At 38.7% G+C, this 16,293-nt stretch carries 15 protein-coding genes and 1 pseudogene; 11 read left to right on the top strand and 5 right to left on the bottom strand.

Annotation, left to right across the window (positions count from 1 at the left end):
- The first annotated feature begins 436 nt into the window (after window positions 1–436).
- The 11 genes and pseudogenes from dapF to CE557_RS00100 all read left to right on the top strand — a co-directional run bounded on the left by dapF (window position 437) and on the right by CE557_RS00100 (window position 12,367).
- Window positions 437–1,258, top strand: a complete 822-nt coding sequence (dapF, locus tag CE557_RS00145; protein WP_114909630.1) for a diaminopimelate epimerase — start codon at window positions 437–439, stop codon at window positions 1,256–1,258.
- Between the two features lie 31 nt (window positions 1,259–1,289).
- Entirely contained in the window at window positions 1,290–2,522 is a 1,233-nt protein-coding gene (locus CE557_RS00140; RefSeq protein WP_114909629.1) for a M16 family metallopeptidase, read from the top strand.
- Between the two features lie 29 nt (window positions 2,523–2,551).
- Entirely contained in the window at window positions 2,552–3,886 is a 1,335-nt protein-coding gene (gene ffh / locus CE557_RS00135) for a signal recognition particle protein (protein ID WP_114909628.1), read from the top strand.
- Between the two features lie 190 nt (window positions 3,887–4,076).
- Window positions 4,077–4,351 (top strand): annotated as a pseudogene (gene rpsO / locus CE557_RS00130) (30S ribosomal protein S15).
- Between the two features lie 161 nt (window positions 4,352–4,512).
- The gene (locus tag CE557_RS00125; protein ID WP_114909627.1) at window positions 4,513–6,648 is read left to right on the top strand and encodes a polyribonucleotide nucleotidyltransferase; all 2,136 of its coding nucleotides are present in this window, start codon (window positions 4,513–4,515) and stop codon (window positions 6,646–6,648) included.
- 40 nt (window positions 6,649–6,688) lie between these two features.
- Window positions 6,689–7,552 carry a sigma-70 family RNA polymerase sigma factor gene (locus CE557_RS00120; RefSeq protein WP_114909626.1) on the top strand — a complete coding sequence of 288 codons (864 nt, stop codon included), beginning with the start codon at window positions 6,689–6,691 and terminating at the stop codon, window positions 7,550–7,552.
- Between the two features lie 11 nt (window positions 7,553–7,563).
- Window positions 7,564–8,511 carry a thioredoxin-disulfide reductase gene (trxB, locus tag CE557_RS00115; RefSeq protein WP_114910451.1) on the top strand — a complete coding sequence of 316 codons (948 nt, stop codon included), beginning with the start codon at window positions 7,564–7,566 and terminating at the stop codon, window positions 8,509–8,511.
- A 6-nt stretch (window positions 8,512–8,517) separates the two neighbouring features.
- A complete protein-coding gene (locus CE557_RS00110) occupies window positions 8,518–9,357 on the top strand; it encodes a DMT family transporter (protein ID WP_114909625.1) in 840 nt (279 codons plus the stop codon).
- 148 nt (window positions 9,358–9,505) lie between these two features.
- Window positions 9,506–9,712: a hypothetical protein gene (locus CE557_RS04980; protein ID WP_162789884.1), complete on the top strand. Its 207-nt coding sequence runs from the start codon at window positions 9,506–9,508 to the stop codon at window positions 9,710–9,712.
- Window positions 9,713–9,926: 214 nt separating this feature from the next.
- Window positions 9,927–11,306: an AAA family ATPase gene (locus CE557_RS00105; RefSeq protein WP_114909624.1), complete on the top strand. Its 1,380-nt coding sequence runs from the start codon at window positions 9,927–9,929 to the stop codon at window positions 11,304–11,306.
- A 206-nt stretch (window positions 11,307–11,512) separates the two neighbouring features.
- Complete coding sequence (locus CE557_RS00100) at window positions 11,513–12,367, top strand: hypothetical protein (protein ID WP_114909623.1); 855 nt, start codon at window positions 11,513–11,515, stop codon at window positions 12,365–12,367.
- Between the two features lie 29 nt (window positions 12,368–12,396).
- Here CE557_RS00100 and rfbC read toward each other — a convergent pair whose 3' ends face one another.
- The 5 genes from rfbC to CE557_RS00075 form a co-directional block, all read right to left on the bottom strand.
- The gene (gene rfbC / locus CE557_RS00095; protein ID WP_114909622.1) at window positions 12,397–12,945 is read right to left on the bottom strand and encodes a dTDP-4-dehydrorhamnose 3,5-epimerase; all 549 of its coding nucleotides are present in this window, start codon (window positions 12,943–12,945) and stop codon (window positions 12,397–12,399) included.
- Between the two features lie 549 nt (window positions 12,946–13,494).
- Window positions 13,495–14,478: an Rpn family recombination-promoting nuclease/putative transposase gene (locus tag CE557_RS00090; RefSeq protein WP_114909621.1), complete on the bottom strand. Its 984-nt coding sequence runs from the start codon at window positions 14,476–14,478 to the stop codon at window positions 13,495–13,497.
- A 70-nt stretch (window positions 14,479–14,548) separates the two neighbouring features.
- Window positions 14,549–14,710 carry a hypothetical protein gene (locus CE557_RS04975; protein ID WP_162789883.1) on the bottom strand — a complete coding sequence of 54 codons (162 nt, stop codon included), beginning with the start codon at window positions 14,708–14,710 and terminating at the stop codon, window positions 14,549–14,551.
- Window positions 14,711–14,920: 210 nt separating this feature from the next.
- Entirely contained in the window at window positions 14,921–15,070 is a 150-nt protein-coding gene (locus CE557_RS05130; protein WP_114910450.1) for a helix-turn-helix domain-containing protein, read from the bottom strand.
- Window positions 15,071–15,386: 316 nt separating this feature from the next.
- A complete protein-coding gene (locus tag CE557_RS00075) occupies window positions 15,387–16,253 on the bottom strand; it encodes a hypothetical protein (RefSeq protein ID WP_114909619.1) in 867 nt (288 codons plus the stop codon).
- Window positions 16,254–16,293: the final 40 nt, after the last annotated feature.

Raw genomic sequence — 16,293 nt, 5'->3', positions numbered from 1 at the left:
TGATAAGCATTTTTTACAACACAGTCAAAGATTATGATGCACAAGTGCATCATCTATCCATCTGACCAAAGATGCATCACCACGCTACTATGCTTATCTAAATAGCCTCAAAATAATAGACAGATTACCCCTGCGCATCCTGTACGTTAAAGTGCATGACACTTAAGGAGTTAATTGTATTGATTATTAAACATAATAATAATTTTTTCACAAGGATTACTTTTTATCAAGCAAAAAGAAAGACTATAAGCGCCTTATATTTTAAAAAAAATATCTACATTTCATAGTTTTTTACTCCATAAGTTGGATATTCCTGCACAACCAGGGGCTAGCTATAAATGATTGATATTCATTCTTAGGGGTAAATGTATTATATTAGTACAGATTAGAATATTGATCTGGAAAGGCTTTTGTATACCTGTTTTAACCCATGTAAATGGTCTCCATACAACTTAAATTTGCCAAATACCAAGCTGCTGGAAATGATTTTATTATCATAAATAATTTAGAAGATCAGCATTATACATATGACCCTATTGTAACCCAACAGCTATGCCATCGACAATTTGGTATTGGTGCAGATGGCATCATTACCATTGAACAAAAAGCAGGTTGCGATTTTTCCCTATTGCACTACAATGCAGACGGCAGCCAAGGGGGTGGACTGTGTGGAAATGGCAGCCGATCAGCGATTCACTATGCACAGCAACTAGGCATCATAGATCAAAAAGCCCACTTTATGGCTATAGATGGCTTACACACAGGTTATATAGCTAATGACCTGGTTCACTTAACCTTACAGGATATAGCTGTCATCCAACCACTAGAGAACGGCTATTTCCTAGACAATGGTACACGCCATTATGTAGAGATGGTAGATGCGATTCAGGAGGTCAATATGCAAGTAGTTGGTTTTCCAAGGAGAAATATGCACCCATTTGAAAAAGAAGGCATTAATCTTAATTTTGTACAACTAGTTGAAAAAGATACGATTGTAGTCCGCACATGTGAGTGTGGATTGGAAACAGAACCCTTATCTTGTGGCACAGGGGTTGTTGCTAGTGCACTGGTTACCAGTGCTTATCATGGATTAAACAGCCCCATAACCGTACGCACTAAAGGTGGCAAACTGCAAGTAACCTTTAGGCGATTATCTGATGGCTGTTTTAGCCATATTCAATTGGTTGGGCGTGTCTATCAGTCTTTTCATGGCATGGTGCATGTAACCACCCCCCTTACCGAATGGAATACGCTATAACAATTTGTTTTTATTTGACCCTATACCTACAATGATTCATTTTGAAAAATTTACTTTATCTAATGGCCTACAAGTTATTGTGCACGAAGATCCAACCAGCCACATTGCGGTAATGAACCTAATGTATGATGTAGGTGCCCGAGATGAACACCCTTTAAAAACAGGTTTTGCCCACCTATTTGAACATTTAATGTTTGGCGGCTCCTGTCATATTCCTGTTTACGATACCCCTTTACAACAAGTAGGCGGTGACAACAATGCCTATACGACTACAGACTTAACCAATTATTATTGTTCCCTACCTGCTGTTAACCTAGAAACAGCTTTTTGGCTTGAATCCGATCGCATGCTTGGGCTTGCATTTAACGAAAAATCACTTGAAGTACAACGCAAGGTAGTAGTGGAAGAGTTTAAAGAACATTACCTCAACCAACCCTATGGTGATGCATGGCACCATTTGACCGATCTAGCCTATACGACCCATCCTTACAAATGGCCCACCATTGGTCAATCAGTAAGCCACATAGAAAATGCTACTATGGATGAGGTCAAAGCCTTTTTTTACAAATTCTATAGACCCAACCATGCGATTTTAGTAGTTGCGGGTAAGGTAACCAGCACACAAGTAGCTGCATTGTGTAAAAAATGGTTTGAACCCATTCCAGCTGGCCCTGCTTACCATAGAGCTTTACCGCAAGAACCTGAGCAAGTATTCCCTAGACGAAAAGTAGTTCAGGGGGATGTCCCCTTTCCTATTTTGTATAAAGCCTACCATATGCCAGGAAAAGGCATGCCTGGCTACTATGCAGCAGAAGTAGTATGCCACTTACTCAGCGAAGGAAAGTCCGCTTTGCTACATGCCAACCTGGTAGAAAAACAAGCCCTTTACACCAAAATAGATGGCTATACCACAGAGTCATTCGACCCTGGTCTATTGGTACTTAGTGGTAGTTTACCCCAAAACATTCCATTCGAATTAGCAGAAAACGCTTTAATAAAAGTATTAAAAACCATTCAGCATACCACCCCTGTTGCATTAGAAAAGGTAAAAAATCAGATGGAAGCACAACTAATCTTTGGTCAAGTAAGCCTGATACATCGTGCACAAGAATTAGCAATAGCTACCCTACAGGGCGACACCAACTTGGTAAATAAGAAAATTGAGTATATTAGGCAAGTTGACTTAGACGCGATTCAAGCAAGTGCTGAAATGATTTTACAAGAGCAAAATTGTAGTACGCTCCACTACCAAACCATTTCGTAAACCAACAGGCAGACAAATTAGATATACTTATGTTTCAGAGCCTTAGCAAAAACCTAGAAAAAGCAATAAAGTCCTTAAAAGGGCAAGGTCGCATTACAGAAATAAACATTGCTGCTACCATAAAAGAAATCCGTAGAAGTCTGGTTCAGGCAGACGTACATTACAAGATAGCCAAGCAAGTTACAGATGCGATTAAACAAAAAGCCATTGGCACCAATGTGCTTACATCTGTTTCACCGGGTCAGCTCTTTACAAAACTGGTTCAAGACGCCTTAACCGATTTAATGGGTGGCACACATAGTGAAGTACGTCTTACGGGTCATCCAGCTGTTATACTAGTAGCCGGTCTACAAGGAGCCGGGAAAACCACCTTAACAGGCAAACTGGCACATTACTACCAAAAGAAAAATAAAAGACCCCTCTTAGTGGCTTGTGACGTCTACAGACCTGCAGCAGCTGAACAACTTAAAAAACTAGGTGCAGGGCTTAATATAAGTGTTTATACAGAGCCAGCAGAAACCAATCCCTATACGATTGCGCAAAATGCCATTCAAGAAGCTAAAAACAAAGCCATGGACCTTGTGATTGTAGATACTGCAGGTCGTTTGGCTATTGATGAGGTGATGATGCAAGAGATTCGCATACTAAAAGAAAACTTAAAACCCTCTGCAACGCTTTTTGTAGTGGATGCCATGGCAGGCCAAGACGCGGTTACCACCGCACAAGCTTTTAATAAGCAGCTTAATTTTGATGGAGTAGTACTTACCAAACTAGATGGAGATGCCCGTGGAGGTGCAGCCCTTTCTATTCGTAGTGTAGTAGATAAGCCTATTAAGTTCATCAGCACAGGTGAAAAGATGGAGGATCTAGATCTTTTTCATCCTGATCGTATGGCCAGCCGTATCCTGGGCATGGGGGATGTGATTTCCTTTGTAGAACGTGCAGAAGCCGTTTATAACGAAGAACAACAACGTAGTTTACAACAAAAAATCAAAACCAATCAATTTAACTTGGAAGACTTGGTGAACCAAATCAAACAAATTAAAAAAATAGGGAGCCTAAAAGAAATGGTGAGCATGCTACCTGGGCTAGGAAAAGCAGTGCAAGACCTACCGCTAGACGACAATATGTTTAACAGTTGTGAAGTAATCATAGCCTCTATGACGCCTAAAGAAAGAAGGAATCCACCTATTATTGACCAAAGTCGTCGGGAACGTATTGCACGTGGCAGCGGGAAAACGATCCAAGAGGTGCATCAATTACTTAAACAGTTTGACATGATGCATAAAATGATGAAAAAAATACCTAAAGAAGGATTCAACTTATTCGGCAGCTTGCCTGGGTTCCTTAAAAAACCAAGGTAACCATAGATCCGCTTTTTTCTAGCCTCCACTATAGGTAGAGGCCATACAAATAAAGTAATGTATATAACTCCAATTTAAATTTGCAAGTGGATGATTTTATGGTTACATTTGTCTAGGCTAAGTTTAAATTTACTGTAAAACACTATGAAGTTGACCAATCAAAATAAAGAAAATAAAGCAGAACAGGCATTTGTATTTAACCACTCGGAAAAAGGCAATCTTTTTAAGACTTTTGGGTTTCAAAAATCTGAACAAGACAGTGGTTCTTCTGAATCACAGATTGCACTATTTACATACAGAATTAAACATTTAACAGAACACCTCAGTATTAAAAAAAAAGATCATGCTGCAAAACTAGGTCTTTTAAAGTTAGTCGGTAAGCGCAAAAGGTTATTAGCCTACCTTAAAAAAGAAGACTTAAGCCGTTATAGAAATATTATTACCAACCTTGGTTTAAGGAAGTAGTAGTGCGTTGTTTCCCTTGCATCGCATTTGTTTATTTTCAATACTTTTCCTATATCATCTTATGAGGCACAAAGTGCTATGGACAGCATCTTATTATATATTTTTTCCTGCTCTTTAAATGAATTTGATGCCGTTGTATATCATCATTCCATCATACGTATATGCTCAGAAAACTAATTTCAAAAACGATACCATTACCAGATAATCGGGTCATTACTATAGAAACAGGTAAATTAGCCACACAAGCTGATGGTTCTGTTCTAGTCCGAATGGGTAATACCATACTGTTGGCCGCTGTAGTAGCTAAACCCACTGCAGAAGAAAGTACTTTTTTACCCCTTTCTGTAGATTATCAAGAAAAATTTGCTGCGTCCGGTAAAATACCTGGAGGGTTTCTAAAACGAGAAGGTAGGCTAGGAGACCATGAAATTCTCATTGCTAGATTGGTTGACCGCGCCATTCGTCCTCTTTTCCCAAAGGGATTGAATATTGAGATTCAGGTAAATATATCGTTAATATCTGCTGACGAGACGATTTTACCAGATGCATTGGCTGCCTTAGCAGCTTCTGCGGCCTTATCTATTTCTTCTATTCCATTCCATGGGCCCATTTCTGAGGTGCGCGTAGCACGTGTAGATGGTGTTTTTCTAATCAATCCATCTGCTCACCTGCTTGAAAAAGCGGATATCAACCTGATGGTAGCGGCTAGTGATGATCATATACTTATGGTAGAGGGCGCCATGCATGAAGTGCAAGAAGCGGATATGATAACAGCGATTCGTCATGCCCATGATGCGATTAAGCTACACTGTGCAGTGCAACGAGCGCTGATGGAGGCAGTGGGCATTGAAAAAACAATAGATATATTTAGCCAAACTACATTAGGTTACCCAACTGCTCTACGTGAGGCCATTTATGCCAATCTATATGCAGTTGCCAAACAACATATACCTTCTAAAACTGTGCGTAAAGAGGCTTTTATGGCGGTAGCGCACCGCTACACTGAGCAGCTTGCCAAAGATCAAAATGGCGAGGAAGTAACTGCTGCGCAGCAAAAAGAATTTTTACTTGAACTCCAAAATCAAGCCATTCGCGCACTGGTGTTAAATGAAAACATTCGTTTAGACGGTCGCCGATTAGATCAAGTTAGACCGATCGAATCTGAAATAGACTTCCTACCCTCTGCACATGGTTCTGCACTTTTTACAAGAGGCGAAACGCAATCACTCACTACCGTTACACTTGGGAGCAAATTCGATGAGCAAATCATTGATCGGGCTATGGAAGATGGCTATAATCGTTTTATGCTCCATTATAATTTTCCTGGCTTTTCTACTGGAGAGGTGAAACCCAATAGAGGCCCTTCTCGTCGAGAAATAGGGCATGGCAACTTAGCGATGCGGGCCTTAAAAGCTGTCTTACCACCTGATAAAGAAAACCTCTATACCATACGTGTGGTATCTGATATTCTTGAATCAAATGGTTCTTCTTCTATGGCTACCGTTTGTGCCGGCTCTTTAGCCCTAATGGATGCAGGCATTCCTATTAAAGCAGCGGTTTCAGGTATTGCTATGGGCATGATTACAGATCCAACTACAGGACGCTTTGCTGTTTTGTCTGATATTCTAGGCGATGAAGACCAGATTGGTGATATGGATTTTAAGGTAACAGGTACCTATCAAGGTATTACCGCATGCCAAATGGATATGAAAGTAGCTGGTATTTCCTATGAAATGTTAGAAACCGCCCTGCACCAAGCCAAAGCAGGTAGACTACATATTCTTCAAAAAATGGAAGAAACCATAACTGCTCCTCGTCCAAACAGCAAGCCACATGCGCCTAAAATCATCACTATAGAGGTTGAAAAAGAGATGATTGGTGCCATTATTGGACCAGGCGGGAAGGTCATACAAGAAATTCAAAAAGAGACCTATACCACTATCGATATTGTTGAACAGGGCTATAAAGGTATTGTGACCATATTTGCTGGGAATCAAGAAATGTTGCAAAAAGCAGTTAACAGCATAAAGACGATTACCGCTAAGCCAACCATTGGTGAAATATATATGGGAAAGGTTAAGTCTGTGCTAAACTATGGCGCATTTGTAGAGTTTATGCCTGGTAAAGATGGGTTTTTACATGTTTCAGAAGTGCGCTTAGAGCGCATTGAAAATTTAGAAAAGGTATTAGAAATTGGAGAAGAATTACAAGTAAAGCTGATTGGAGTAGATCCTAAAACAGGTAAATATAGGTTATCACGTAAGGTACTACTGGATGTGGGAGCAGCTGGAGGATAAAGGATCGTATTTTTCATATTTATATTTAACGTAGCAAACTATGAGACAGCTAAAGATAAGCAAACAGATCACCAATCGTGAAAGTCAGTCCTTAGATAAATATCTTCAGGAAATCGGTAGAGTGCCATTGCTTAGTGCGGATGAAGAAGTTGAGCTTTCCAAAAAAATTAGAATGGGTGACAGAGCTGCCTTTGAAAGACTTACCAAGGCCAATCTTCGATTTGTGGTATCCGTTGCCAAGCAATATCAAAACCAAGGGCTCTCCTTGAGTGACTTGATTAATGAAGGCAACCTTGGCCTAATCAAATCTGCGCAACGGTTTGATGAAAAGAGAGGGTTTAAGTTTATCTCTTATGCTGTTTGGTGGATTAGACAATCCATATTGCAAGCCCTAGCCGAGCAGGCTAGAATTGTACGCTTGCCCTTGAATCGCATTAGCTCACTCAGTAAAATTTCCAGAACGTTTTCTCGTTTAGAGCAAAAATATGAAAGAGAACCCACTGTAGAAGAGTTGGCACAGTTTTTAGAGGTTGATCCGGAAGAGGTACGTGGTGCGTTAAAAGTGGCAGGACGTCATATCTCTGTAGATGCACCCTTTTTGCAAGGTGAAGAAAACAGCCTATTGGATGTATTGGAAAGTGATGTAGAAAAAAAGCCAGATAGTGAGTTAATGAATGATTCTTTATGTAAAGAAATCCAACGTGCATTGGCTGTACTGACCCCTAGAGAGCGTGATGTACTCTGCTATTACTTTGGCCTGAACAATACAGAAATACTGACGCTAGAAGAGATAGCTGCCCGATTTGGTCTGACGCGGGAACGCGTGCGCCAAGTAAAAGAAAAAGGCATTAAAAAACTAAAAGCAGCCGTCAGCAGCGAGACCCTCAAATGCTACTTAGGGTAATGGATCAACCTATGTCTTCTATACCACTCATTATCATTGGAGGCGGTCCAGCTGGTTATACTGCTGCGATTTACGCTGCCCGAGCAGGCCTGCATCCCGTTTTGTACCAAGGTCCCAACCCAGGTGGTCAATTAACCATTACAGGGGAGGTGGAGAATTATCCTGGCTATAAAAATGGCATAACAGGCCCTGCTATGATGGAAGATTTTCAAGCGCAAGCAGAACGGTTTGGCGCTATAATCAAAGCGGGCACCATCACCAAGGTAGATTTTGACGCCTATCCACGACGGTTAACGCTAGACAACGGCGTCAGTATACTGGCTCAAGCCGTTATCATTGCAGCTGGCGCTTCTGCGAAATGGCTAGGTTTACCAGCAGAAAAAAAGCTATATGGGAAAGGGGTTTCTGCTTGTGCCATTTGTGATGGCTTCTTTTTTAAAGACAAAAACGTTGTCGTAGTAGGGGGAGGAGATACTGCTGCAGAGGAAGCGTTGTATTTAGCCAAACTTTGCCACAAAGTCCATCTATTAGTACGTAAGGGCCAGATGCGTGCCAGTAAAATTATGCAAGAACGGGTATTTAAAAAAGCAAACATTCAAGTCTGGTTTCAAACAGAAGTGAAAGATATTATAGGCCAGGAGGCTGTAGAAGCCATAGAGGTCATCCATGCAACGGCCATTACCCATATAGAAGCAGCTGGTTTATTTGTTGCAATAGGCCATCAACCCAATACCTTGCCCTTTCTACCCTATATAACCGTAGACCACCAAGGGTACATTCAAACCAAGCCAGGCACTACAGAAACCAACATTCCTGGGGTCTTTGCGGCTGGAGATATTCAAGATCCCCACTATAGACAAGCCGTAACCGCTGCTGGCACAGGTTGTATGGCTGCACTAGATGCAGAACGCTTTTTGCAACAACCCTATAGCCATTTGCAAAGTGCGCACAATCATTAACCAGCAATGCACCCACACACCTACTTGCAATCATTGTTTTGGTTATTGCTCAGTATACTTTCAAGTTGCTTGAATGATTTGGTAACCAAATACTTAATCACGGAACTAAGCGCTTGTCAAATCTGTTTCTTGCGTTTTGCATTTGGCAGTTTGGTTTTAGTACCCTTTATCTACCATAGGGGGTCTTTTAAAACACAACGTCCACTGCTCCATCTATGGCGGGGGCTATTTTTATCCGTTGCCATGGGTTTGTATGCCTATAGCCTCACCCAAATGACCATGAGTAGCGCAACGGTAATCGGATTTACCAATCCTATTTTTGTACTGATCCTAGCAAGAATTTTTCTTAAAGAAAAAGTAGCCTTCCCGATATGGATGGCCACACTATTGACTTGTATAGGTATGGCTTTAATATTGCGTCCTACTATGTACAATAGTTCATCCTTATCCTGTATATTCGCAACCCTTGTTTTTGCCTCACTAGACGTTATTAATAAAAAGTATGTTACATGTGAGCCGATGCTTTCCATGCTTTTCTTTTCCAACTTAGTCGCCTCCTGTTGCACGTTACCAGTAGCCTACTACTATTGGCAAACCCCTACCCTATTTGAGTTATGTTTTGCAACCCTATTGGGCATTGGGAGCAACCTTATTCTTTACTTTCTATTAAAAGCTTTGCAGCAATCAACTGTAGCCTCTTTAGCACCTATGAAATATACCGAATGGCTACTTTCTATCCTATTGGGTTATCTTTTCTTTCAAGAATGGCCAACTCTTAGTACTTGTTTGGGAGCTGCTATTATTATTTCTAGCACCTGTTTTATTGTTTATTACCAGAATCGATAATCAGAAGGTTGGAACCTACAAAAATCATATCCATTCAACCAATGGTATCAATTTAAGGAAAATCGTATCTGTTCAAGCAATGGCGTCAACTTAAGGAATATCTATTCTAACACAGAGATAGAAATGGCTAATTCGTACAGCGCTGCATATGTCCGCCAATAAAAAGTTGGCACATAGTAAAAGTAATGAAACGAACGGTTGTGCAACGGGAAAAACAGAAAGCGCGCACTGCGTGGGCTTTAAAGGAAACTGTTTTTCTAATCCGCTGCACAACCGTTCGTCTAAAGATTACAAGTTTACTGAAGCGCCAAGTTTTTTTATCGGCGGACATATGCGCCTTAACTTGACGAAATAGCAGCACATATATCTATTCAATTCACTGGTTTTCATTTAAAAAGAACAACGTCCCTGTAAGATGGCACTTTCAGCGACTTTTTGCCAAGGGCTTGATTTTTTGTCCACTTTTTTATCAAGAAAAAAGTGGAATAAAGTTCATTATTAACAGATACAACAAATACCCATTAAAATGATAGTTTACATGCGCATATTACTAGTATATTAATTATAATATGTATACAAAATGTATCATTTTAGTCAATGGTCACATCACACTATTTAAAAATATAGGAAATAGGAAAAAGCCAAGAAATATTATTTATTTTTCGTATCATTATCTTATAAAAATGATCACCATGCAACACATTTTATTTAAAAGATCGCTTCTATACCTCATTTTAAATTTTACATTATGCTATGCTATAGTGACTGGTTGTGATCGGTGTAAAGGAACAGTCGATAAATCGACGAACATAACCATAGCACCAGAGTCTACAAAAACACCACAAAACAACACAACAATAGATATAAAAGATACTGATTCTGATGTAGTTGCATCCAAAAACCAAACTGACGAAAATAAAAAGAGGAAAGAAAAAGATAGTGAAGCACAAGAAAAAGATAATAACGATAATAACGATGAAGAGGAGGAAGACGATGAAGAAGAGGACGAAGAAAAAGATCTAGAAGCAATGCTTAACCACCTAGAAAGTGTGCTACAAGAAGACATAGGGCCAAATAAAAATAGTTTACCACAAGAGACATTCAATGGTACGCATTTACCTTCTGCGCCTCCATATGACGAAGCTTGGGCTCAAGACGACTATCATCGTACCCCTCCTCCTCCATATACGCTAAATCCAGAAAACGATAGATATGATCCAGACTATACGTCTCTAAACAACGCTCCTAACCCTATTCCATCTGCTCCAGATAAAAAAGATAGCAGTACATGGAAGTCATTGATTAAATGGTGCAAAGAAATAGTAGCAAAAGATAGACCTATTCTACGCGATAAGATCCAGAAGTTCAAGGTTAACATAAAATCCTTTACAAAACCTATAGATGAACTTACAAAAAACTGTAAGAAATTAGAAGATAAAAGGGATAAGTACCAGCAATTACTAGAAGTACGCAAGAAACAGAAAGATCATCCAGAGCTACTTAATGAACAAGAACAAGAGTTACTTGCGTTGTACCAACACACAAGTGATGCACACTGTAATCTAAAGGTCCAAAAGCTAAGATTGCATATAGGAATTGTGAAAACAGTGATTAAAAAAAAGCAGCAAAGAAATAAAAAAAAGGAAAAGAAAGTATCTAAGTATAAAGAAACATTAGAGGCATTAGAAAAGAAAAGAAAAACTTACCAAGATCTACAAAACGTCAGAAAGATGTATGGGTCCTATTCAAGTGCTTTATTTCATTCAAGGGAACGCAAGATCATTGCCAGTTGCGAACACATAACTGAGGAGTATCTTGAAGAAAATATTGAAAAATGGAAAAAACTATTTGAAGATTACAAATCCGAACCTGATGCAAAAATCGAGTCAAAGATCAAAGAATTAGACGAAAAGATGGAGACAACACGCAACAAACTAAACAAACTGTAAGCGAAAACAGAGCCAGTCCATGATCCATGATTGCCTTATACAGGCTATCTATTCAGCCAATAGTGCCGTATAAATAATATATATGGCTGATTATAAAATTTATTATATATACCTTTTTTGGCTTAATTAAAAAATGGACCAAAAATCAAACCTGGTGCAAATGGGGGCTACCGATATAGCAATTTAACATTATACAAATAAACATCATGCAAAATAGTTCACTCCAAAGAGCTATTATATACACCATTGTACATCTGGCTATAGGGTATATGCTAAATGGTTGTTGGGGTTGCAAACAAGCGAAACATAAACTAAAAAACATAAAACATTATACAGAAACGTATAAATTAACACAAAAAAAAGAGCCACAAGGAACAAATGATCAAAATCTTGCACCCGTACATGCTGCGTATAAAGATAAAGATGATCAAAAAGGCATAGTGCACCTAGAAAAAAACGATAATAATAATGAAGAAGAAAATGATGATGATGATGAGGAGGAGGAAAATAACCCTTATCACCCGATCACTAAGCACCAACTAAATGTACCCAAATCTCTACGCTCTGCTATAAAAAATTGTATCCATTGTAGCCAGGACCATAACGATGCATGGGGTACACTAACTATTAATAAGCTACTAGCCAAGCCATCAAAAAAGCATACATTTCTACTGAATAAGGCGATTATGACATACAAGCAAAAAAAACTTTTCAGCGAAAAGCTTGATAAAAGTCAACTTGAAACGCAGGCAGCACAATATGAAAAAGAAGTAGACAAGCTACAGCAACAAAAAAAGGAAATAGCTGAGCTTCCATCGTTATGTAACCGCCATAAAAAAAGGTGGATAAGGTCTATCAATAGAAAGAAGCAATTCGCTAGGTATAAATTCCAAGATGTACAGCAGGCACTAAAAAATAGGTCATATCCAAAGCAACAATATGTGCCAGTACCCGTTTATAGCTCAAATGGTACAACAAATCCTATACCCCCTCCATATGAACATAAATATGAACATGAAAATATAAAAAAATTATACCCATCTCTAGACGGCTATTCTTGAGATCCTATAAATAAAGTGATTCCATAAGACTAAAAATTATAGACTGCCTCTTGCAATAAAGGCAGCGCTGCATCTTTGGCCGAAATAATCTGGGGTTTTGCATAGTCTTCCCAAGGAATATGTAAAGTGGGGTCTTGAAAATGAATGCCTTGTTCTGCATCTGGGCAATGATAAGTGTCACACTTATACGCTACGATTGCCTCGCTACTTAACGCTATAAAGCCATGCGCAAAGCCCCTAGGCACAAAAAGCTGATGGCTATTTTCTGAAGAAAGTACAAATCCCCGCCACTGTCCAAAGCTACCCATTTCTTTACGCAAGTCTACTGCTACATCCCATATAACACCTTGTACCACACGAACCAATTTGGCTTGTGCATAGGGCGCCAATTGATAATGCAGCCCACGAACCGTGCCCTTTTTAGACAAAGATTGATTCTCTTGTATAAAAGAAACATCCAAACCCATGGCTTGATATTTTTCTTGATGGTACGTTTCAAAAAAATAACCTCTGCTGTCGTAATGTATCGTCGGTCTAAAGAGTACAAGGCCTAAAAGAGGTGGTTGCTCTAATTGCATAACATATGGGTCAATATATATCTGTTCGAGAACAGTGGTAAAAAAAGCATCTATATTGCACTTGTTTCTTGGTAAGTAAGCTAGTAGCTTACGCGGTAAATTATTGTACTAGTAGTACAAAAAGAAATAGTGACGCCATAAAAGTAAAAGAGAAAAGTGTTTATCCAACTGCTAATCCTTATGCGCATAAATGATGATAAGTAAATTTACTATTATCGTAAGTTGACTATATTGATCATAGTGATGATAAGAGTGTAGTAGTTAAGATTTAATCTGACACTTGTTAACCTTGTGTGGATACAGAAGAAAAATTCTCCTGTAGTGTATATGAATTTAATAGATTTATGAGATATATCAATATGCCTGATCCGTCTGGTGGGCTAGCGGAACTTTGCGCTAAAACTTTATTAGCAAAAAAACGAAAGAGGCAGATGGACTTTGGATCAATAAAGACCTGTTTAATAACGGAGTGTTTCAACCGAAATATATGGTATGTATGGTAGAAGATAGTCCTACTTAAACTTAGAACCTATAGACAGGCACAAAGGTCTATACAAGATCCTGGATATGAGACTCAGATAAACCAGTAAGGAGGATAATATCCTCTAATGGGTAACCCTTGAGAAGCATAGATTTGGCAACCTCTAGCTTGCCTTTTTCCTCTCCTATTTGGATACCCATCATTTTTCCCTTCTCCTCTCCTATTTGGATGCCCATCATTTTTCCCTTCTCTTCTCCCTCTAGTCTCCCCTCTTGTTTTAATTTTTCAGCTACTGACATGACGATCTGTTTTAATTTTGGATTAGATTGTTTGATGGTTTCTAGTAAATGTGGGTCATCATCGACCTTTAACATATACAAAAAAGCTGCATCAGCATAGCTAATATAATCTTTTTCTAAAAAATCCACAATTAAACCTATATGATCAATAAACCATTGATTAAATGAACGATAAATCCCTTGTTTAAGTACCATCGCTGCAAAAGCAGCCTTCTTATACCTAATCAGCTCATCTTCAGACGCACTATATAAATCAACCAAATGAAAGCTGTCAAACATATAAGACTTAGCTAGTTCAGGGTCTGAAAACATCGACAATAAACTATTGGAACCTTTATAGGGTTTACTACCATTATAAATGCAAATATTTAATATGATCGGTAAAGGGACATTGCCATTTTCTTTTAAATGCTGGCGTATTAATCTAATGTTATACTCTAGAAACCTCAAAGCCATATAAGGATCCTCAGTAGATTGGTGTTCGCATAAACAATACAAGTATCCTTTTTGTCCATTTATATTGGTTCTGAATACTAAATCAGACTCTCCTCTTCTACCAACTGGATCCACAAAGCTTTTATTGGTTAATTCTAAATTTTCTTGATCTATTTTGACAAATAGCTCTGATGGTAAATTCGCAGCTAAAAAATCTAGCATCGCTTCTTTATTACAAAAGGTGTTTTTAAAAGCCATGTCATGCGGCTGATGCACCGCATTTTTCTTATGCTTTCCCTTGGTTTTTTGCTTAGACATCTGATCAATACACTACAATAAATTAGTGGTATTAAAGCTATAAATCTTTTTAATAAATAATATATTTAAGCTAAGAAAGTTGTTTTATGTCAGATTCAGATAAACCGATAAAACGGATAATCTTGTCTATAGGCGCACATGCTTGGATCATTGCCTTCTCGATTTCTTGTTTCTCTTCTAGCTTCCCTATTTGAATACCCCTTTTCTTGTCCTTAGATTTGTAATATATCAAAGAGCGATTTATCCATAATAACGCACATTGTCTTGCCTTGGATAAGTGGGAAAGCTTGGATCTGACAAGACTTTTCTTACTTAGTAAATCCAAGCTCTTTAGCTTTCCCACTGCCTAATCTCGCTCAACGGTAGACTTGCCTAAGGCCTTAGCAAGTTCATCACTTTGATGCTTAAGTACGCTAATTTCCTCCTTATATACACTAGTTTTTTACTCCATAACAACCTTGGATGGATCAAAGGCTGTGGAGGCATGCTCTAAAAACTGACGTTTCCAATTTTGAAGCGTTTGGCTCGTGACGCCATATTTGGACGACAGCTGGGCTAAGGTTAAATCTTCTTTTAGTAAAGCTAATACTATTTTAGTCTTCTATGCGGAACTAAATTGCCTAATCTTTTTCCTTCCCATCTGATTAATTTATTTTATGATTGTAAAACTAAACCATACGAAAAATAAACTAAAAACTTTTTGGCCTATTGTTTTAGGCCAGTATATTTATTAACAACCAAAAAAAGAAGGTAGAACTTGCATGGTAAGATCATAGCTTTTTGCCGAGGGCTTGATTTTTTGCCCACTTTTTTATCAAGAAAAAAGTGGAATAAAGTTCATGATTAACCAATAATGTGAACAGATCCGTATAACGACCTGCAGCACAAAATGATGGAGCAGATGGCTGTTACTTGACAAAATCATAACCCAATACAAAACCTAACCCATTGATACCTATTACAAACCCAGAACTTCCCCTAAACTCAAAACCAAAATCCCAAGACCAATCCCAATAACAAGTCATGGGTGGGTTGGGACTCCTATCAGGTCTAATACCAAAAATAGAGTGATACATCTCCAATAACCCTTGCTCAGCTATATTTTGTATATCCTGAATCGTTACACTACGTTGGTCACTAATATATTTACCTTGCTTTACAGTATCGTATAATATACCTTTGAGGATAGCCGTATCAACATGGACAGGACAACATTGTCTTTTTGCTAAACCAGGGAGTATCAATAGGAAACGAGGGCCTACATAGCATACTAACTTGCGACTTTTTTCCGGATACAGCCGCAAAAAAAGCGGCAAACTAATGGCATGAAATTGTATATGGTCCAAACCAGCATGTGCTATATACCCCTCATCTTTAGTAGATAAAGCATTAATTTCATTGATCACACGAGGCCCAAAAGAAAATAAACTTGTATCCAGCAACTTTCTACGGTCAACAGAAAACGCTATCGTAAAAAAACAGCTATAGCTATAACACAACCCAGTTTGCAACCCTACGCCATGTAAAGGATGCCATTCTACAACGGGCCCAATGGCTACTTCACCACCAATAGCCCAATGCTTTTCAATAATCTTTTTAGTCCCTTTAACCCAGCTTTTTATACCAATATGTAAAATTGATTCCGTTTTTTTATCAAAAAAACCGTCTGGTTGCACGAGATCCGTGCAAGGCTCTAACGCAACAGCTGGATGATGACTGACTACCCCTATCCATAACCCAAACAACAAGGCAACCGCTTCTCTTTTCTTTACCACGTCTATCGAAATGTAATATTGAGCACACCATGCACCAAAT

The organism is Cardinium endosymbiont of Sogatella furcifera (assembly GCF_003351905.1).
Lineage (GTDB): Bacteria > Bacteroidota > Bacteroidia > Cytophagales > Amoebophilaceae > Cardinium.
Note: the sequence above shows the minus strand (reverse complement) of the source record. Positions and strands in the feature narration are given on the sequence as shown.